This is a genomic window from Burkholderia semiarida, assembly GCF_029268935.1.
Taxonomy (GTDB): domain Bacteria; phylum Pseudomonadota; class Gammaproteobacteria; order Burkholderiales; family Burkholderiaceae; genus Burkholderia; species Burkholderia semiarida.
In genome coordinates this window covers 365112-384840 of the sequence record NZ_JAHLCL010000007.1, presented here as the reverse complement: position 1 = coordinate 384840, position 19729 = coordinate 365112, and the positions used below count along the sequence as shown (strand labels likewise).

Sequence of the window (19729 nt, the reverse complement as noted above, 5' to 3'; positions counted from 1 at the left end):
TGAAGTACCGCTCGCCTCGCGAGTTCCGGCGCTCAATGGAGTCAGCAACCTTAGTGTGACGCTGTGTCCGGGATTACAGGGTCAACTCCAGTCGCCCCGGTGAACAATCGTTAAACGAGGTCGACGGCGCGAAGCGTTCTGCTACGATCCGGACAAGTCTCGAGAGCGTGCCCGGCGCTTATGCTCGCTTGGCGATGGGCGAACCAAACCTCCCGCGACCCAGAGGGCTGCCGCGAAGGCCATAGGGGTAGCCCTCGCCTCTGCCTCCTATTGACAACCTGTAAGGCGAGTCCGCCTTCCACGGAGGGCAGTACGCTAAAATCCTTCGCAAGCAGGCCGACGAGATTCGGACTGGAAATGTGAGAGATCGAGAGGGCACATGTTCAAGGCTACTGCAGGCATAGCGATCGGCGTCGCTTTTCTCATCATCGCGGCGATCATCGGTTGGTCTACCCGAGGTTTCCTGCAGACGGCGATCGCGGTTCCTGGAGAGGTGGTCAGCCTCAATGCCGGCGGAAGCCACCCTCAGATCGAGTTCGTGACGAAAACTGGTGAACGTATATCGTATCCGCAGGGCGGAATGATCTACGGCACCAAGGTCGGCGATAAGGTCACGGTGCTGTATCAGCCGGAGGCGCCGGCACGGACCGCCACGATCGACAGGATTGGCGCCGTGTGGAACTGGACGTTGATGGCGACAATATTCGGCGTGGGATTCATTCTCTTCGCGTTGATGAATCTCCCGTCCAAAAAATAACAGCACTGAGAGGATCGGCCGTGTCAATTCTGAGACCCAGCAACTGGAGCTACAAGACGGGTGCGACGGGCGGCGTCAGCATCGAGTTCGTCGTCGCCTCTGGCGGCACCATCGTTCTCGCTGACCCTGCCGGGAAATTAACCGATTTCTACTACGGGGGCGTGGGTGTCGGCATTGGTTTCGGGCTTCGTGTCCCGAAGATCAAGCTTCCCCGATTTTCCTTGCCGGAGATCAAGATCCCGAAGATCGCCGGGCGCGAGGTTGGAGGCGCGGGCTCTGCCAAGTCCTTCGACAGCGCAGGGCTCATCTACATGGCGCCGGGGTTTCATGGGACTGAACTCTCCGAGTCCGATTTCCAGGGTGCCACGGTGTACCTAGACGGCGGCGTAGGCATCGGATACGGCAAGGCCGGATCGGCCATGATCCTCGGAATCAATTCCGCGCAGCTCGCGCTGGGGTTGTCGAATCCCGCACTGTCTTGGCTCGCCGAGATCGCCATCGCACATGCGCCGGCGATTCTAATCATGGGCGGCACGACCGTTGGTTTGCAGGCGGGTGCCGGCGCTGGCATTCTCGTCGGTTACCTGCACTGACTAGATCAACGGCCGCGTTCCTGGCCGCGCAGGACGTCGCTGCAGTTCCCGTCCGGTCTGCGACGAGCGGATGACCAATTCGACATAGCTGTTCGTCGGCGCGTACGGAGCGAACAGCGTGTCGAGCGTTCTCGCGAATACATGCAGAGTGACGTCGCGCAACGTGGCTTCGTCGAGCGACACCACGACTTCAACACCCCGCACGAACGACGGAAATTGGTTGTCGAGCGGCATCCACCTGATCGCCGGCGCGTATTCTAAACCCGTGATCGCATCGATGCTGCGTTGCGCGACGATGTTTGCGCGCGGAGCGTGCAACCGCAAAAAGTCTTTGAATGCCTTCAGGCCGGTTTGCGTCAGGTCAAACGGATGCAGGGACATGCCCGCAACGACTCGCCAAAGCGAGTCGTGCCCGCGCGGCAAGGTGCTCGGCAGCGTCGGCCGCGTGAGCAGCCGGATCGGGCAGGTCAGCGCTGCGCCCTCATGTAGCAGGTCGCTGTCCGGCGCGCCGATCGGCAACCGAGACGGCTGGTCGCCGTTGGTGGCCGTCACGTTGACCTCGATCTGTGGATGCTTCGGCAGGACACTACCGCCGTCCAGACCGACCAGCGAGAGCAGAAGCGACGAGCGCGCCGGTCCTGCCGCCGAGTGGGGGTCGCGAAACGCGGTCCAGTATACGATCGAGGAATCGGCCGGGCGCCCATGACTGAAGGCTCGGTACGGCAGCACGGTCGTGCGCGCGAGATTCCTTGGCGACGGCGCGTGCTTGTCCTGTTCAGCTTCAGCCCGGTCGCCCAGATGGACGGCGTCGATCGAATACACGTTGAGCGGGGCACCGGTTTCCAGCGGCTCGGGCACGACCGGGTACGCATTGTCAGCGCCCGTCAACTGGATCGGCGTCGCATTGCGCTTAAATAGGTTGATGACGGGCGTGCAGAACAATCGGAATGCACTCGCGTCCAGGTCGGTCAAGGTCGCCGCGGTGGCCGCCTGCAGCCGCGCGCTTTGGATCGCGACGTGCAACGTGAGGCGCTTTGCCGTCGGCGCACGCGCAGCGCGACGCATCCGCCCGAGATCGATGTCGATGAAGTCGAACTTCTCAGGGAAGGCGAACGATTCGAGCAGAACCTGGTACGCGTCCGAGGTCGGCACCGATTCTTTCTGAATCAGCCGTTCATTCTCGTTGAAGCCCACCGATTCGATCGGGATCTTAGATAATTTCGACCACCGACCACTTTGCTCGACTTCGACGAATGCTGCTCCGGCCTGCAGCAACAGTGCATCGGCGAGCGCGGCAACTCGCGGTCGATCGCCGGTCAGATGAACGCGGACAGAGCCATGCGGAATTGCGTCATCGAAGGTCTCGGTCGCCGACGCGCTCGCGAACGTAATCGAGAGGATGCCTGCCACCTTGTCGGGCAGCTGGACCACGGACGGCGCCAGTGTGGCTGGCGCGTAGCGCGCAGAGTCAATCCGCAAAGGCGACAGTTTCACGTCGTACGTGGTTTGAAACCGGCACGGCGCCGCATTGGCGTCGAGCAAGGTGCCGCGGGGCATCGAGAGCGGCGTCGTCAACTGACCGAAGAGATCTGTCGGGTCGAATTGCGCGATTGCACACGCAGGCAGCGTCCGCAAGTACTCCGGGTACAACACTTCGAGTAGCGATTCCGTGAACTCCGGATAGGTGTCCTCAAGCTTCGCATCGACACGGGCAGCCAGCAGCGCGAACGTCTGGACCATCCGGTCGACATGCAGATCGCCTTGCCCATTTGCGATCCCAAGCCGCGCGCCGATTTTCGGATAGCACTGAGCAAATTCGGTGATGCCGCGTAACAGCAGGCCAACCTCGTATTCGTAGTGGGGTAGCAGGTTATCCATTCACCTTCCATACAGCTCCGTCCCCATATGCAAGGTTCAAGAAACGCAAAACTTGATCCTTCCGGGGGCAGGCAGTTTAAAATCCACCGACGAATAATATCCTGCCGTTCCTATGCGGGGTTCCGAGGGCGCCATGCAACTGTCAGATATTCCGGGTTTCTTTGGGCTACAGAGCAACCGACTGTTCACCATTCAGACGCCAATGAAAGGGCGGTCGGATCTCGTGCTGGTCGATTTTCAAGGCACTGAAGGCTTATCTCAAAATTTCGAGTTTCACGTTCGGCTTGCTTCGCAAGACCCGAATATCGAACTGAAGAAGTTGATCGGCCAGCCAGTGACAATTACGTTACAGCTCACCGACGCGCTGGCGAGCTCGGAAGAACGGTATTTCCACGGCTACGTCGCGAACTTCAGTCATCTCGATCACGACGGTAGCTTCACGATTTATAGCGCGACACTCGTGCCATGGCTTTGGATGCTTTCGCGCAGCCGCGACATCCGCATTTTTCAGGAAGAAAACACAGAGGCGATTCTCGCGAAGGTCTTTCGTGAGTACGGCAAGATTGCGTCGTTTGAGTTCCGGCTGTCGAAAGCGACGAAGAATCGCAGCTACTGCACGCAATACCGCGAAACCGACCTCGAGTTCGTTGACCGGCTGATGCAGGAAGACGGGCTGTTCTTCTTTTTCGAGCATGCGAAAGACGGTCACAAGCTGGTCATCTCGGACAATTCGATCGCTGCAAAGCCGATCAGCGGCCGAAGCCCCGTGCTGCAGTACACGAAAGGCGAAGCGCTCGACAACCTGGCAGTCGTCACGTCGTTCCAGGCGAGCCGGCAACTGGAATCGAGTAGCGTCGGACTGAAGACATTCGACTACAAGGTGCCGCACGCGCGGCGGTTTGTGTCGGGTGGCACGGAAGTGGACCAAGGCGAAGTGCCGCCGTACGAAGTCTACGATTACCTGGGCGAGCACGGCTTCCCGGACAGCGATCGCGGCGAAGCGTTGACGCGTTTCAGGACGCAAGCGCTCGCCGCGCACAGCAAGGTCTTTATCGGCACGAGCACGAGCCGGCGGCTGTCGCCCGGCCAGTACTTCGAACTCGATGACCACTACGACCATGGCGCCGCGAAGGCCGAGGATCGCCAGTTCCTGCTGACGACGGTCACGCACAGTGGCACGAACAACTACCAGGCCAGCGAAGGTGGCGCGACGTACCAGTGCAGCTTCGTCTGCATCCGCAAGAAGATCCCGTATCGCCCGGCGTTTACGATCGAGCGGCCATCGATCATCGGCCCTCAAACGGCCGTCGTCGTGGGGCCTCAGGGCGAGGAAATCTATACCGACAACCTTGGTCGCGTGAAGGTGCAATTCCATTGGGATCGGCTCGGCAAGCGCGATCAAGGTAGCTCGTGCTGGGTGCGCGTAGGGCAGCCGTGGGCAGGGCGCGGCTTCGGCATGATCCAGATCCCGCGGATCGGAGACGAGGTGGTCGTGATTTTCCTCGACGGTAGTCCGGACCGGCCCCTGATCATCTCGAGCGTATACAACTCAGCCAACATGCCGCCGTGGGTCTTGCCGGGGAGCGCGACGCAAAGTGGGATTCTCACGCGATCGACCAAGACCGGGAACGTCAACACCGCCAACGCCATACGCTTCGAGGACAAGAAGGGCTCGGAAGAAGTCTGGTTGCACGCCGAAAAAGATCAGCGCCTCGAGGTCGAGCACGACGAGTCGCACTGGGTCGGCAACGATCGCACGAAGAATATCGACCACGACGAAACGGTGCACGTGAAGCATGATCGAACCGAAACCGTCGACAACAATGAGACGATCACGATCGGTGTGGATCGTACCGAGCGCGTCGGCAATAACGAGACGCTGACGGTCGGCGGCAATCGGAACGAGACCATCCACGGGATGGAGAACCTCGTGATCGCGCTCACCTCGACCGAGACGGTTGGGCTCGCGAAGGCACTGACCGTTGGCGGTGGATATCAGGTCACGGTCGCTGGCGCAGTCAACACGACTGCTGGGTTGGCCAGTGCCGAAGAAGTGGGCTTGTCCAAGACGTCGATGGTGGGGCAGTCCTATACGATCAAGGCCGGCAAGGTGTTCGAGGTTACGGTCGGGAAGTCGACCTTTCGCATGGACGAGGACGGCAACATTACCCTTAAGGGCGTGAAGCTGCTCATAGAAGGCTCTGGTCCGATCGAAATCAACGGCAAAGACGTGGACGTGAACTGATCCGATGGAGTTCATCAACCACACTCCCTTTCCAGCGCTGGCCTTCGCGGGTGTTGATGCGCGTGAGCAGGAATTTCATGTCGTGGTCTTGCGGCAGACCCTGACATGGAACGACTCGCGCGACCTCTTTTTCTCTGACGTGCAACAACCGTTGTGTGAGGCAGACGAATTCTTTGGTCCGGACATGCAGGGCAGTGTTCGACAGGAATCGGACTTGTGCCAGTACAAGCCGCGGTGCGACGTGATCGTCAACGCGACGGCCTATCCGCCCAGGGGGCCGGACGGGCGCGCTCCAAATAAGTTCGACGTACGGCTTGGGGTGAGTCGACCGGGTTCGCCCGTGCCATTGCCGCTGGAGCCGCATGGACTCAATCCGTTAATGCCCGCTTCGCCAGAGGCGATCAGTGCGTGGAAAGCGGAGGTCGAGCGAGCAAAGAAGGCGCCACCGCAAGGTGAACGCCTGATCGACAAGACGCTCGTTGTGACGGGGGAGCGTCACTTCGTTCGGCGGACGGGGTTGCGACGTCTCGCGGCCGCGCTGCTCAAAATTGGCTCTCTGGGCATCTTCCGCCTGCCGGCATGGCAATTAACGTCTCCGCTGCCAGCACGCGATATTCAGGTTAACTTAGAGCATGCGTTCGGTGGCCAATGTCGCATCGAGATCGGCAGCAAGGCGGCCGAGCGGGTCGCAAAGAAGCAACGATTGACGCCTGACCAGGCGGATACCCACCCCGACGCGCCCAATGCCCCGGTCGCCCATGATGCGTTTTCAGCCAACGTCTCGGGACAGGGGTTCGTACGCGACTGGTATCTGGAGGCGACAGGTATCAACGTTGTCGCTGCGCCGCAAATCGAATATGCGGCGCAGCCCATTACCGTGGCCGACTTCGATACGGGGCGAGTCGGAAAACTTGCTGATACGGCGCCGCTCGTCGCCGGGCTCGGTATTCGACCGAAAGGGCATCCCGAACGCGCCAAGCTGGTTGGCACCATCGATCGCGCGTTCATCGAAAGCAACGCGTCCTTGCCGAAGGATTTTGATTTTTCCGTCTGGAATGCGGCCTGGCCGGATCAGCAGGTGGATGTGCTGCGAGGCGATGAGCAGATCGAACTGGTGAATTTGTGCGCGCCGGCTACGCCCCGTGCCACGAAGGACGCCTCTGGCAATGTCACGTTGACATTGACTCTTCCCGGCCACCTGCCGTTTGTGCTGGTGCGGTTCGAAAACGGGAGTATCGGGGAGTTGGAGGCGCGACTCGATACCGTGCTGATCGATCCTGATCAACGCGTAGTGTCGTGCGTGTGGCGAGCAACACTGGCCAAGCAACCTGGCGTGCGTGCCGTCGAACTGCGCATGCTCGAGCGCAGCGACGTCGACCTGATGGCGTCGGCGAGCTCGCAAGGCGAGGGGAGGGCGCATGGCTGATCACCTCGGGGCTCGAAAGAACAGTTCGTTCAAGGCGGTTTCAACCGCGCCGTCAATCAACAAAACACCAGTCGGCAGCAGCACGCCCCCGTTGCCCTACCCAGTGACCGAGGACCTGTCGAGTAGCATGGGTACGGTGCCGAACGTCCGATTCAACGGCGATCCGGCTTACGTGCTCAGTCAGAGCACCCAGCCGAGCTGCAAAGGGGATGCCGCTGGATCCTGTAACGGTGTGAAGAGCGGGACCGTGAGCGGTGAGGTGAAGCCGGTTAAGGGTTCGAGCACGGTTCGCATCACGGGCAAGCCGGTCATTCGCGAAGGAGATCCGTGCACGCTCAATAGCGGGAATTGCCCGGGCATCTACGTGACCCAGTCTGCTCCGAGCGCATCGATCGACGGCGGCAAGCCGAGTGCCAGCAGCAATCCACCGGTCAAGCCGGAGACACCGAAGGAAGAGGGTTGGTGGGGTGCGGCGAGTCCGTGGGTACACGGCGTGCTAGGCGTCGCGAGCTTTGTGCCAGGCCTCTCCGTCGTCAGTGGCGCGGTCGATGCCGGGATCTATGCGGCCGAAGGGAATATGGTCGAGGCCGGCCTTTCCGCTGCGAGCATGATCCCCGGCGGGAAGGTGGTGACCACGGCCGGCAAGCTTGCGAAAGGTGCGGTCGGTCTCGCCAAGGGCGCGCACGTTGCGGAAGAAGCAGCGAAAGCGGCCAAGGTGGCGAAAGAGGCTGAAGAGGCGGCGAAGGCGGCTAAGTTAGCGAAGGAGGCCGAAGAGGCCAAGAAAGCCCAGGCGGAAGCCGAGCGACTCCGGAAGTTGAAAGAGGAGGGCGAGGCGGCTGAAAAAGGCAAGGACGGTCTGAAGGTCAAGCTGAAGCGCATGAAGGAGCACTTGGTGAAGTGCTTCAAGAAGAATGCGAAGGGCGACCCGAAAGAGTATGACCGTCAGCTGCTCGAGCAGGAAAAGGGCTTGAACGACCTGAGCGTGAAAGAGTATCTCGAAGGGCGAGCGCGCTATCAGCAGATCGGTCGGGCAGGCACTGGCGCCGCGCAGGCCGAGGCGAGAGCTGCGTACTCAGCCGAATTGACCGCCAAGTTTGAAAAGGCGTTGAGCAAGCAGGGTATCACCGGCGAGGCCGCCACGAAACAGGCCCAAGCAATGGCGGCAGATCGGATGAGCACGCTGGCTGCGTTGCATAATCCAGACATGATCGCAGGTGGCAAGGATGCCGTCACCATGATGGGTGATCGCGGCGTCAACTCGTCCATCGGATCGCAGTGGAAGGATCGCGTAGCTGAGCTTGACGATGCGGCGAAAAAAGTCCCTGAGGCAGAGCGGGGGGGTACTAAAATGAACGCTAAGCTTAAGCGATGCCAATAGTGAGGAAGCGCAATGGATAATTTCATGGAGAATTTCTTGGGGTACAAGGGATTCGGGCCAGCAATAGATCGACGCGACGTTCCCTCTGAAAAAATCGAGAAATTCCGGGGCAAGTTGCCGAACAAGCTACTGGAATACTGGCAGGAGTACGGGTGGTGCGGCTATGCCAACGGCTTGCTCTGGACGGTCGACCCGGACGAATGGGAAGACGAGTTGGAAGCGTGGATCGGCGAGACGGAATTCATGGAGCGCGATGCGTATTACGTCATTGCGCGTACGGCCTTTGGTGGATTGATCCTGTGGGGCGAGAAGACCGGGCAGTCTCTGAAAGTCAAAACCCCGTATGGCATGATCTTTCCGTCCTTTGACGAGGAAGAGTTCGAAGAGGACGGCCCGGACCTCACTATCCAGCTCTTTTTTAGTACATGCAGCAAAGAGATGTTTGATCTGCTGGATAGCGAAGAGGCGCCCCTCTTTGAGCGTGCACTAGACAAGCTGGGGCCTCTCGATCACACCACGATGTACGGGTTCGTCCCCGCGCTCGCGCTCGGCGGGACACCGGCGCTCGAGCGCCTTCAAAAACTCGATGCGCATGTCCATCTGGACATTTTGTCTCAGGTGACGGAACTGCAAGTTATGCGCGACATTGCTCAAGACGCTCGCGGTGCGGGATTGCTGTAGCAGGAAAATAGCGGAAATGACGCATGGTATGTCAACGATCCCAAACAACGAGCATGCTTAAAAAATTCGTAGGCCATACCATTGCCGTGGTCATGGTGGCTGCCTCCACCGTCGCGACGGCCGTGACCCCCAGCGTCCCGGTACTGCGAGTAACGGCGCCTAATGGTCAGTCCAGCATTCTTGTCGGCTCCCTACACGTGCCAGTGGAGGGCCTGAACCAACCGTCTCCGTCGATCTTTGCTGGGGCCCGCCACTATGTCATCGAGCACAGCGGGTTTTCGACCTTGCCGGCCGACACGTCTTCAGGATCCGGTACTGCGCAGCACTGGGCGAAATCGCTAACTGACGCTGAGATCAATATTTATCTGCGGCGGGCCAATTGTGCCGGACTGACGGAGACTTTTGCTCGGAACTTGCTCCAAGAGCCGACTCCGCATGAGTCGAACGGCCTCGCGTACACCATTTGCTCGCTACCACGTCATGCAACGTCGCGGGACGCTTATTTGAACAGTATTGCCCCCGTCGCACTTGCTCTGCACCCAGAGGTCTTGGAGGATGCTGACTGGGTCGAACTGCAGCGTAGAAAGGTACCGGCCAGCTTCGACGTCAGCGGGTTCAGGTGGGCGCTCGCGCACGATCCGAAAACAGTGTTGGAGCAGACCCGTGACGCGTTGAACGTCGGCGACTACGACGCCATTCGCATTCAGGTCCTCGAGTCCCTCGGTTCACCGGCCGCGGCGACGGTCTTCACGAGGTACATGGTTGACGAACGAAACGTCGAATGGCTTCCCCGTCTCGACGCAATCCTCAAGGACGGCCATGCCGTCGTCGTGGTGGGCGCGATGCATTTTCCTGGGCCATCTGGGCTGATCACGCTCCTGCGTGAACGAGGTTACAAGGTCGACGCGATAGATTGGCCAAGTGTGGCCATTAGCGATACACCTTAAGGCTTGGCCCGGTCCAGAAAAACGCAGCACGTTGAAAATGCAAATCAGTTCCGACGTTAGTATCTGTTATGTAAAGTAGTTTCGAGTGCTTATAAACGGGAGGGCGTCCCCATGGAACCCTCTGGCATGTTCGCACCCGGTGTCAACCTACGATCCGTTCTCGGCTGTGGGGTTCTCACCATCGCTGTAGCAGTGTAGCGACCGAGGCGAAAATCACGCAGCAAGCCCGCATGACGATCACGCCCGACCTGCCGCTGCCGTTTGACGCGCAAGCCGCCGCAAAGATCGGCGGATTGGTTATTGTGATCTCAGGCGCCTCTTGTCGTCATGCTCACTTTGGCACTGGGCGGCTGTTGAAATTCGGAGCGGTGACCGGGCCCACTCGATCTATCGAGCTGGCTGCGCGTTATAGGTAGCATGCCGTGGAAGCAATGAAAAAGGGCTCCAACGGCATAAGCGATGGTCGCTTCACTGCCGCTGGAGCCCGTTCAGGGCCAGCCAGTTACTGGCCTGCGGCCAGTGCCTTAACCCTCTCGGTTGTTAGTGCGTTGCCGGCAATGCCCCAGTCACCGCTCTTTACTTCTTCAACGATAACCCAGGTAACGGGCCGCATGCTTTCGCCCTCGATCGACACCATTGCGTCGGTAAGGGTAGAAATGATCTTTTCCTTGTCGGCTGCGGAGAAAACGCCTTCGATGACTTTTACGTTAATGAGCGGCATAAGTGTTCCTTTAGTTCGTTTGAATTGATGCTGCTGTCTTGCCTTACGTCGGCTTGATTCAATGGTATTGCTTCACAATTGCATCTCGGATTCGTTCGAGGGACAGCCGAAGCTGCGCCCGCGGACACGCAAGATTGAGTCGCACTCTGCGGTCGCCGTTCTCGACGAACATCTCTCCGCCTTCCAGAACGACGCCTGATTTTTCAAGAAAGAAACGCGTGAGGTTGACTGAATCGTCGAAATAGGTCCGTAGGTCGATCCACGCCAGATAAGTCGCTTCCGGAACGCGAAATTTTGCTTTTGGCAAGTGATCGCTCACAAAGCGTTGAGTCAGGGCGAAGTTCTCGTCCAGATACAGCCGCAGCGCATCCAACCACGGAGCGCCATCGCGGTACGCACCGATGGCGGCGGCGAGACTGAGCGGGTTCACGAACGGGTAGTGGCGCCGTTTCCATTCTGAGCGCAATTCCGGATCCGGGATGATGACGGTCGCGATCATCATTCCTGCCAGATTGAACGTCTTGCTAACGGCCATGCACGTGATGATGTCCGGGCTACCCGGGAACAACTTCGCCAACGGCGTGTGTGCATTTCCGGTTCTTAGCAAGTCGCAATGGATCTCGTCAGAAACAATCTTCACACCGTTTGCGATGCAGAGTTCACCCATTCGGCGCAGCTCGTCGCTTGTCCAGATCCGGCCGGTCGGATTGTGAGGGTGGCAGAGGAAAAAGAGCTTCACCGCCGGATCGCTAACTTTCGCTTCGAAGTCCTCAAAGTCGATCGAGTACTTGCCGTCGTCGGATGCGAGCATGCGCGACGTCACGAATTCGCGATCGCGCTGAAGCGCCGCGTGTTTGAAGTATCCATAGGCCGGCGTCAGACTAAGCACTTTGTCGCCGGGGCGGCACACATATTCTACGAGTGCGAAGAGGGCTGGTATGACGCCGAGTGAGACCTGCATTTCCTCGCGAGCGAAATGCCAGCTGTATCGTTGCGCACACCAGGAGTGGAAAGCCTGATAGAGCTGCTCGTCCAGGTCCGCCGTGTAGCCGAAGATGGGATGTTTGAGGCGCTCGGTAATGGCATCGATGGCGGCATCGGGGGCGGCGAATTGCATGTCGGCGACCCACATCGATATCAGCTCTTCTCTCGGCATCTCGAGTGCAAGTGCAGGTGCATCCGCTCCGAACAGATAATTCGCGAAACCTTCCTCCGCCATTGCATTTGTGTTGCGGCGGGAGATCGAGCGATCAAAGTTATAGCCCATACTGGATTCTCCATGTACGAAATCAAGCATTCAACGAGCCTCGCGCGATGCAGCTGTTGGTCTATCGCACCGACGGACGACGGCATATCCGCTTGACCTTTCGGTCCCATGACGCGCAACAGTTTCGAAGGCCTGCATTGACGTCGATGGGGAGTCTGAATGTGGCATGCAACCTGAGGCGACGCGTTGACCGGCCCGGATCACGGTCGGCCGGCCAAGTTTCGCCAGATCTTCTGATGCTATTAAATGCCGATGGGAAGCACTTCGAACGACTTGGAAAAGTTGATTCGGAGACTTCCCATGCAAGCAGTCCGAGCCCGCCGTACCTCATCTCGCGTTCATGTCGGGGACCGGAATGATGCGTCGGTATTTCAGTCCGATTACGCGGTTTCCTGCTCGAAAGTCGGATAATCGGTGTAGCCCTTGGCACCAATGACGCCATAGAAGGTCGACCGATCGGGCTCCGTGAGCGGCCAACCGTTCTTCATCCGCTCCACCAAATCGGGATTGGAAATGAAGGCCGTGCCGAACGCGATCAGGTCAAGTTCTCCCTTCGCCAGTTCGGCTTCGGCGAGCTCCTGCGTGAAGCCGCCGGCGCCGATCAGCGTGCCTTGGTAGGCCTTGCGAAAGGCCGCACCAAAGCCATCCGGAGTACCTGCTGCAGAAATGGTCGTCTGATAGTTCAGGTGCACGAACGCCAGCTTCCGTTCGTTCAAGGCCGAGGCCATGCTCGCCCACGCATCCGCTTCCCCTTCGAAGGCCTCCATATCGTAGATGCGCCCGAACGGCGAGACCCGCACGCCCACCTTTTCACCGCCAATGGCGTCTGCCAGGGCGTCGATCGTCTCCAGCAAAAAGCGCTGACGATTAGCGATGGAACCACCATATTGGTCGGTGCGGGTGTTCAGCGCGCTGCTCAGGAACTGGTCGAACAGGAAGGCATTGGCCGCCATCACTTCCACGCCGTCGAAGCCTGCGTCCATCGCCCGACGCGCGGATGCAACGAAGTCCTGAGTGACACGTTGCACTTCGTCCGTGGTCAGCGCACGCGGCACACTCGGGAGGACCGGGCCCTCCTTGCCGGGTTCTACCCACGCGTAGACCATGGTCGTGGTCGCCGGCACTTCGCCCGACGACACCGGAGCCGCATTGCCAGGCTGGATGGAAACGTGGGACAGCCGGCCAACGTGCCAGAGCTGGGCAAAGATTTTGCCGCCCTTTTTGTGCACGGCGTCGGTGACCTTCCGCCATCCTTCCGTCTGCTCGTCGGTGTACAGACCCGGCGTATACAGATAGCCGCGGCCCTCTTCGGACACCGGAAGACCTTCGGTGATGATCAAGCCGGCGGAAGCACGCTGCGCGTAGTAGAGCGCGGTGAGATCGTTGGGAATGTTATCGGGCGTACGCGTACGCGTCATCGGTGCCATGACGACGCGGTTGGCGAGCTGCGTCCCGGAGAGATCGTAGGGCGTAAACAATTTACTCATCATGTTGCTCAAAATGTAGGTGCGCCAGGGCGCTGGTGAGTGTCGGGTTAAATGCGAAATGAAACGGACGGCTATCTAACAGCCGGGAATCTGCTTCACGCGCATTTCGGTCAGTCCGGAAAGAATCGATACCTTGTGAATGGGGGGCTGCCTGCCTAGTGAGCGCACCCGTCAATGCTGCAGCTCATGCCTCCGGTGTCTTCGCTTTCGTCCGGTACGTTCTCGGCGGAGTCGAACAACGCTTTTTCGAACACGGCGACTTCACGTGCGCCCGAGAGGTACGTTCGGTTGTTGAAGACAAACAGCGGAACGCCATTTGCGATTCGATTTGCCTCTGCTTCATCTCGCGCGATTTCGGACACCATCTCGCGATCGTCGAAGGAGAGCGACGCAGCAGAAATGCCGATGCTCTTCGCAAGGTCGATGAGCGCGGCTCTATCGAAGATGTCAATCCCGTCGGTCGTCGCGGCCCGGTAGATCGCTTCGATCATCCGTTGTTTGTCTTCGGACGTTTGGACACTTTTGACGAGTAGGTGCGCGTCGCTCGTATCGCCAAAGCGCATGGTCTCGAATCGGTAGTTCAGACCTTCCTGGGCTCCGGCCGAGCACACCGCATCCATCATTCTTTGCGCTGCTGTCGGGTTTCCGAACTTGGCATAAAGCGCGTCTGTAAAGCCAGTCGGAACCATGCCTCGCGCAAGACGGTAGGACTTGTGTGTCACGACCACGTCGACGTGCTGCGTCACGCCTTCTATCGCTTTTTCCAGGCGTCGTTTTGCGATCCAGCACCAGGGGCAGACAAAGTCCGACCACACTTCTACATTGACCCGCTTCATGTTTCATCCTCAGCTAGAAATTGCTGCCTCGTGGCGCTCCGCTCGCAGCGGCAGCGCCGGGTAGGACATTTACTCGCGACCGAGATGGTCCAGCGCGTCGAGCACATGAGTGCTATAGACCACAGCGGCGCCGGCATTGAGATTGATGGCGACACCAAGTGCTTCTGCGACTTCTTCCTTCGTCACACCGAGCTTGTTGGCTTCTGCCGCGTGAAAAGCGATGCAGCCGTCGCAGCGTGTTGTGACAGCGACTGCCAACGCAATCAGCTCTCGCGTCTTTGCGTCGAGATGATTTGTCTTGGCGCCGGCGGCACCGAGCAAACCAACGCCTTTGAGCGTGTCCGGGGTGTACCGTGCGAGTTCATGCACGCGACGGGTGACGGCGCCGATTGTTTCAGTCCAGTTTTCCATGGTTTTCTCCAAATAACAACCAACTAGTTGGTAGGGTAAATACTCAAATAAAAGAGCCATGTTCACGCGGAAAACGGCTCTGGCGCTGGGTGCAACGATGAATCGTTTGGGGAAGCGATCCCCTTTTTATGCTGCGGAGACGATGAGTCGAATGATGCCGCGGTCGAGCGTTTCGCCGTTCTTCATGGCCCACTCGACAAAGCTGGCTCCCTCTAGAACGCTCAATACCTGATACGCCTTCTGGCAGCTCCCCACACCGGCGGGGATCTCACCGTCGCTGATGCCCTTGTCGATGACCCTGGTCAGCCAGCGCAGTTGCAGCTCGAAAAACCGGTGCGTGAGCTTCTGCAGTTCGGGCGGCAAAGCAGCCATCTCGGCGGCAAGCGCACCGCAGAGCGGGAGCAGGCTTCCATCACTGCTGGCGCGAAAGGTATCGAAAAATCCGTTCAAGCGGCCCCAGAAGTCCTCATTCTCGCGGTCGATTCGCTCGAACGCTTCCACCACTCTCGCGACATAGGCTTCCACAATCGCAACGCCCAGATCTTCCTTCGTCGGGAAGTGATGGTGAATGCTTGCCTTCCGGATGCCAACGGTTTCGGCCAGATCCGCATAACTGAAGGCGGCATAACCCCTCGAGCGCATCAGGCCTTCTGCAGCTTGAACCAACGCGTCGCGCGTACCTACTGCCATGCATCCTCCGGCACACTGCCATCTTCAATTGAACGAACCCAGCGAATCACTGCAAGCGGAGTCTACCTACTAGTTGGTTTTTTGTCAAGCATGACGGCGCATCTCGTCTTCGCAGCGGGCCAACCTTGCAGGGACGCCCCGCAAGCAGATGGTAGAGGAACGTGTCCCCAATTGCACTAACCGACCTCGTGCATTTTTTCATTGAGCGGGCAGCGCGGCAAATTCGTCCGATCAATCTCGAAGGAGCGTCACGACTACAAGGACGAGAAATGCCCTTGTGAAGCTACCAACTAGATGGTAGGCTTGCCGCGTGTTTGAACTTTTCCCTGCGCGAGAGCGCTCCTAGGAGGACCAGCAGATGACTACCCACCCGAACGGAATCGATGTGCCGGCTTTGCAGCAATTCGCGCAAGAAGTCGCCACGGACCCCACGAAGCGAAACGCGCGCTTCAACGTCAAGACGAAATGGGAACACCAGACGCGTTCCGTGGCGACTGTCAGCCACTATGAGCTGGGCGGGGTGACTCACCAGCGGCATTTCGAAATCGCAGCGGACGAACCCACCCAGCTTTTGGGCATGAATAGCGCGCCTAATCCGCAAGAGCTGCTCATGGCCGCGCTCAACGCTTGTTTGACGGTCGGATACGTGGTCAACGCCGCCGCGATGGGGATCACTGTCCACAGTCTGGAAATCGAGACCGATGGTGAGCTGGACTTGCGCGGTTTCCTCGGGCTCGACGAGAGCGTGAACCCGGGATACGACGAAGTGAGCTATGTCGTTCGCCTGCACACGGACGCTTCGCGCGAGCGTGTCGAGGAGTTGCACCGGGTCGTGACGAAAACTTCGGTCAACCTCGCGAATTTCTCGAAGGCGATCCGCATGGTCTCGACTCTCGAAGTCCGCGAAGGCTAACCAGCGGAGGTGCTTGCGAAACCGGCCGCGTTCTGCGTTCTCCGCGAGGCGAGCTGATTCATGGACGCGGCAAGACGAGTAATGTCCGCGTTGGCGCGGCCGCGCATGCGGAACTGATCCAGACATTTAAATTAAGGAAGCCAAAATGAACGATTTTTCCGGTAAGAAACTTCTTGTCGTCGGTGGCACCAGCGGTATCGGGCTCGCAACGGCCAAACAAGTGCTGAAAAGCGGCGGTAGCGTCGTCTTGACGGGAAACAGGAAAGACAAAGCTGAAGCGGTCCGTGCCGAACTGAGCGGGCTCGGTCCGGTCTCCGTGATTGCGGCGAACCTCATGACAGAGGAAGGCATGAACGCCATTCGCTCGGAGATCAACGCGAATCACAAAGATATTTCGCTTCTGGTGAATTCCGCGGGCATCTTTGCTCCGAAGGCCTTCATCGACCACGAAGAATCTGATTACGACATGTACCTGTCGCTCAATCGTGCCACTTTCTTCATTACGCGGGACGTGGTCAGGAACATGCTCGCTGCGAAGCTCCAAGGCGCTATCGTGAACGTCGGGTCGATCGGAGCCCAGGCAGCGCTGGGCGACTCCGCGGCATCGGCGTATTCCATGGCAAAAGCAGGTCTGCACGCGCTCACGCGCAATCTCGCGATTGAACTCGCCGATGCGGGTATCCGAGTGAATGCTGTCTCGCCGGCGATCGTACAGACGTCGATTTATGAAGGCTTCATGGCGAAGGAAGACATTGCCGGTGCGATGAAAGCGCTCGAGTCGTTTCATCCGCTCGGACGCGTCGGTACGCCCGAAGACGTTGCAAACACGATCGTCTTCCTTCTTTCAGACAAGACCTCGTGGGTAACCGGTGCCATCTGGAATGTGGATGCGGGGGTGATGGCCGTGCGCAAATGATGGCTGTTTGGATGTACGCGCGCTAGCAGTACATGGGCGACGGAAACGTGATGAAGGAGGGGCTACCGCTGCCTCCAGCGGTGCTCCAACAGGACATTGAAGGCGTAGTCGGCGACTTCATGGACGGCGAGCAAGGAGTGTGCGATGCGATTTGCAGTCTATAAAAAGGATGGGCACCGCGGCATCGCGGTGGAGCACGGCGGGCGATGGTTCGGGCTGACCGCCGAGGACACCGCCTATCCGGGCGATCTGGATGCGCTGCTGGCGCACGGCGCTGATCTTGCCGAAGTGGGCGCGCTTCTCGCGCGCGGCGCGCCGGTCGATCTCGAGGCGGTGCGCTTGCTGCCGCCGTTCGGACGGTCAGGCAAGATCGTCTGTGTCGGATTGAACTACCTCGACCACTCGACCGAGACCGGGTTTGCGAAGCAGGCCTATCCGACCGTATTCGCGCGGTTTGCGTCGAGCCTGATCGGCCATGGCGACCCGATCGCGCTGCCGGCGCAATCGTCCCAACTCGACTACGAGGGCGAACTAGTGGCGGTGATCGGCAAGGGCGGACGCAGCATAGCGCGCGAGCGGGCGCTCGATCACGTCGCCGGCTATTCGATTTTCAACGACGCCACGCTGCGTGATTACCAGTTCCGCACGCCGCAATGGACGATGGGTAAGAACTTCGACGGGACGGGGACATTCGGGCCGTGGTTCGTCACGGCCGACGAACTGCCGCGCGGCTGCAAGGGGCTGAAGATCCAGACGCGCCTGAACGGGGCGGTCGTGCAGGAGGCGTCGACGTCGGACATGATCTTCGATGTCGAGACGCTGGTCGTGCTGCTGAGTGACGTGATGACGCTGCAGGCCGGCGATGTGATCGTCACGGGCACGCCTGCCGGTATCGGGATGGCGCGCGAACCGCAGCTCTGGATGAAAGCCGGAGACGTCTGCGAAGTCGAGATCGAGCGGCTCGGCGTGTTGCGCAACCCGGTCATGCCGGCGGCGATGGTCCGGCGCGACGCCTGACGGACGCGCATGGTGCCCTGCGCTCGGCTCGCCAAACGCGCCCGTGCACTCAGTCGCCTGCAGCCAGGAAGTTCACCGGACCGTCAGTCAAACGCAAAGCGGGGGGATCCGATCCGCCCACGGTGCAGCGCGCTCAAGCTGCGCGGCGAGCGAGAACAGCAGCGACTCTGCGCCGAACGCCCCCGCGAAATGGCTGCCGATCGGCAGGCCTTGCTCGTCCCAGTAAAGCGGCACCGACATCGCGGGCTGACCGGTCGCGTTGAACCATGCCGTGAACGGAGAAAACCGATGCGCGCGATCGATGACTTCGCTCAACGACTGCGTGTCGTCCGCGGTCGCAAGTTCGGCCGGCGCAAGCGGCGGCATTGCGAGCGTCGGCGTTAGCAGCACGTCGTAGCGCTCCATCAACCGGCCGAACGTCCGGCCCAATGCATGGATCCAGTCGACGGCGCTCGCGTATTCGGCGCCGCTTGCATTGCCTTTCTCCCGCAGGATGATACGGGTGCGGGCCTCGATTTCGCCGTCGCGCACCGGAAGTCCGCGCTGGTTGCCTATCATGTCGACCAGCGCACGCGTTTGTGCGCCGATGATCGTGAATACACGGTCATAGAACGCCTCCGAATCGACCGGACTATCGAGCGGCTCGACGTGGTGTCCGAGCGAGCGCAGCAACGCGACGGTATGTGCGAGTGCGGGTCGGCAGGCCGGATGAAGCGGCCACGGTGGCGCTTGCTCGATCACGGCGATTTTTAGCGGCCGCGGATCGCGCTGCGTGGCCGCGAGAAACGTCTCCGGTTGGCATGGCGCCGCATAGGGCGCGCCGGTATCGGCACCCGCGGTCAGGTCCAGCAGGGCGGCGCTGTCGCGAACCGAGCGCGTGATCGCGTGGTTGATGGCCATGCCGGCCCATCCTTCGCCGATCATCGGGCCATTCGGCGTTCGGCCGCGTGTCGGCTTCAATCCGAACACGCCGCAGCAGGACGCGGGCACCCTCAGCGAGCCACCGCCGTCGTTGCCGTGCGCGAACGGCAGCACGCGCGCGGCGACAAGCGCTGCCGCGGCGCCGCTCGATCCGCCGGCGCTCACATGCGGATTCCACGGATTGCGTGTGACGCCGAAACGCGCTGAGGAGGTGCAAAACGACGTGCCCAGTTCGGGCGACAGCGAGGTTCCAGCGATCGGTATGCCCGCGCGCCGTAGGCGCCCCACGAGTTCGCCGTCGAAGTCGGGCCGGTAGTCGCCGAACAGGAACGATCCGTTCGCCATGCGTGCGCCGCGCACCGGCATGAAAAGGTCCTTGATGAGTGTCGGGACACCGGCGAGTACGCTCTCGTGGCCAGTGATGGTCGATGCGGCTAGTCTGGCCGTTTCGTCGAGGCGCTCTGCGACGGCATTCAGCGAGGGGTTGATCGCGTCGAGACTGGCGAGGACGGCGTCCAGCAGTTCCGTCGGCGTTACTTCTTTCTCGCGAACGAGCGCCGCGAGCGCGATGCCATCATGCGTGGCGATGAGCGTTTGGAAATCTTTCATAGGTCTATCGTTCGAGAACAAGACAATGGGAGTGGA

General features: G+C 59.9%; 18 protein-coding genes. 10 read left to right on the top strand and 8 right to left on the bottom strand.

Annotated elements, in window-relative coordinates:
- The first annotated feature begins 379 nt into the window (after positions 1–379).
- Positions 380–757, top strand: a complete 378-nt coding sequence (locus KPB06_RS14765) for a DUF3592 domain-containing protein (RefSeq protein ID WP_134256636.1) — start codon at positions 380–382, stop codon at positions 755–757.
- A 20-nt stretch (positions 758–777) separates the two neighbouring features.
- Positions 778–1350 carry a hypothetical protein gene (locus tag KPB06_RS14760; RefSeq protein ID WP_134256635.1) on the top strand — a complete coding sequence of 191 codons (573 nt, stop codon included), beginning with the start codon at positions 778–780 and terminating at the stop codon, positions 1348–1350.
- On the opposite strand, the gene tssF is transcribed toward KPB06_RS14760, so the two are convergent.
- Positions 1351–3228 (bottom strand): type VI secretion system baseplate subunit TssF, encoded by a 1878-nt coding sequence (gene tssF, locus KPB06_RS14755; RefSeq protein ID WP_275920479.1) that lies wholly within the window; start codon positions 3226–3228, stop codon positions 1351–1353.
- 133 nt (positions 3229–3361) lie between these two features.
- Here tssF and KPB06_RS14750 point away from each other — a divergent pair, with 133 nt between their 5' ends.
- The 5 genes from KPB06_RS14750 to KPB06_RS14730 are packed head-to-tail and all read left to right on the top strand — an operon-like array spanning position 3362 to position 9905.
- Positions 3362–5473 (top strand): type VI secretion system Vgr family protein, encoded by a 2112-nt coding sequence (locus KPB06_RS14750; protein WP_134256633.1) that lies wholly within the window; start codon positions 3362–3364, stop codon positions 5471–5473.
- Between the two features lie 4 nt (positions 5474–5477).
- Positions 5478–6899 (top strand): DUF2169 family type VI secretion system accessory protein, encoded by a 1422-nt coding sequence (locus KPB06_RS14745; RefSeq protein ID WP_134256632.1) that lies wholly within the window; start codon positions 5478–5480, stop codon positions 6897–6899.
- Positions 6892–8277, top strand: coding sequence for a polymorphic toxin type 15 domain-containing protein (locus KPB06_RS14740; protein ID WP_134256631.1), 1386 nt, complete (start codon positions 6892–6894; stop codon positions 8275–8277). The genes KPB06_RS14745 and KPB06_RS14740 overlap by 8 nt, the downstream gene beginning before the upstream one ends.
- 24 nt (positions 8278–8301) lie before the next feature.
- Positions 8302–8958 (top strand): GAD-like domain-containing protein, encoded by a 657-nt coding sequence (locus tag KPB06_RS14735; RefSeq protein WP_234044167.1) that lies wholly within the window; start codon positions 8302–8304, stop codon positions 8956–8958.
- A 53-nt stretch (positions 8959–9011) separates the two neighbouring features.
- The gene (locus KPB06_RS14730; protein WP_165940678.1) at positions 9012–9905 is read left to right on the top strand and encodes a TraB/GumN family protein; all 894 of its coding nucleotides are present in this window, start codon (positions 9012–9014) and stop codon (positions 9903–9905) included.
- A gap of 502 nt (positions 9906–10407) precedes the next feature.
- Here KPB06_RS14730 and KPB06_RS14725 read toward each other — a convergent pair.
- The 6 genes from KPB06_RS14725 to KPB06_RS14700 form a co-directional block, all read right to left on the bottom strand.
- Entirely contained in the window at positions 10408–10626 is a 219-nt protein-coding gene (locus tag KPB06_RS14725) for a tautomerase family protein (protein WP_011548522.1), read from the bottom strand.
- A gap of 58 nt (positions 10627–10684) precedes the next feature.
- Complete coding sequence (locus tag KPB06_RS14720; protein ID WP_011695168.1) at positions 10685–11893, bottom strand: MalY/PatB family protein; 1209 nt, start codon at positions 11891–11893, stop codon at positions 10685–10687.
- A 380-nt stretch (positions 11894–12273) separates the two neighbouring features.
- Positions 12274–13383, bottom strand: coding sequence for an alkene reductase (locus KPB06_RS14715; protein WP_011695169.1), 1110 nt, complete (start codon positions 13381–13383; stop codon positions 12274–12276).
- A gap of 152 nt (positions 13384–13535) precedes the next feature.
- Positions 13536–14216 carry a DsbA family oxidoreductase gene (locus KPB06_RS14710; RefSeq protein ID WP_011695170.1) on the bottom strand — a complete coding sequence of 227 codons (681 nt, stop codon included), beginning with the start codon at positions 14214–14216 and terminating at the stop codon, positions 13536–13538.
- Positions 14217–14285: 69 nt separating this feature from the next.
- Positions 14286–14627 carry a carboxymuconolactone decarboxylase family protein gene (locus KPB06_RS14705; RefSeq protein WP_011548518.1) on the bottom strand — a complete coding sequence of 114 codons (342 nt, stop codon included), beginning with the start codon at positions 14625–14627 and terminating at the stop codon, positions 14286–14288.
- 126 nt (positions 14628–14753) lie between these two features.
- Positions 14754–15317, bottom strand: coding sequence for a TetR/AcrR family transcriptional regulator (locus KPB06_RS14700; protein ID WP_011695171.1), 564 nt, complete (start codon positions 15315–15317; stop codon positions 14754–14756).
- 358 nt (positions 15318–15675) lie between these two features.
- Here KPB06_RS14700 and KPB06_RS14695 point away from each other — a divergent pair, with 358 nt between their 5' ends.
- The 3 genes from KPB06_RS14695 to KPB06_RS14685 all read left to right on the top strand — a co-directional run bounded on the left by KPB06_RS14695 (position 15676) and on the right by KPB06_RS14685 (position 18163).
- The gene (locus tag KPB06_RS14695; RefSeq protein ID WP_011695172.1) at positions 15676–16230 is read left to right on the top strand and encodes an OsmC family protein; all 555 of its coding nucleotides are present in this window, start codon (positions 15676–15678) and stop codon (positions 16228–16230) included.
- Between the two features lie 145 nt (positions 16231–16375).
- Complete coding sequence (locus KPB06_RS14690; protein ID WP_011548515.1) at positions 16376–17146, top strand: SDR family NAD(P)-dependent oxidoreductase; 771 nt, start codon at positions 16376–16378, stop codon at positions 17144–17146.
- Positions 17147–17290: 144 nt separating this feature from the next.
- Positions 17291–18163, top strand: a complete 873-nt coding sequence (locus KPB06_RS14685) for a fumarylacetoacetate hydrolase family protein (protein ID WP_275920478.1) — start codon at positions 17291–17293, stop codon at positions 18161–18163.
- Between the two features lie 87 nt (positions 18164–18250).
- On the opposite strand, the gene KPB06_RS14680 is transcribed toward KPB06_RS14685, so the two are convergent.
- Positions 18251–19693: an amidase gene (locus KPB06_RS14680; RefSeq protein WP_011695174.1), complete on the bottom strand. Its 1443-nt coding sequence runs from the start codon at positions 19691–19693 to the stop codon at positions 18251–18253.
- Positions 19694–19729 lie beyond the last annotated feature (36 nt).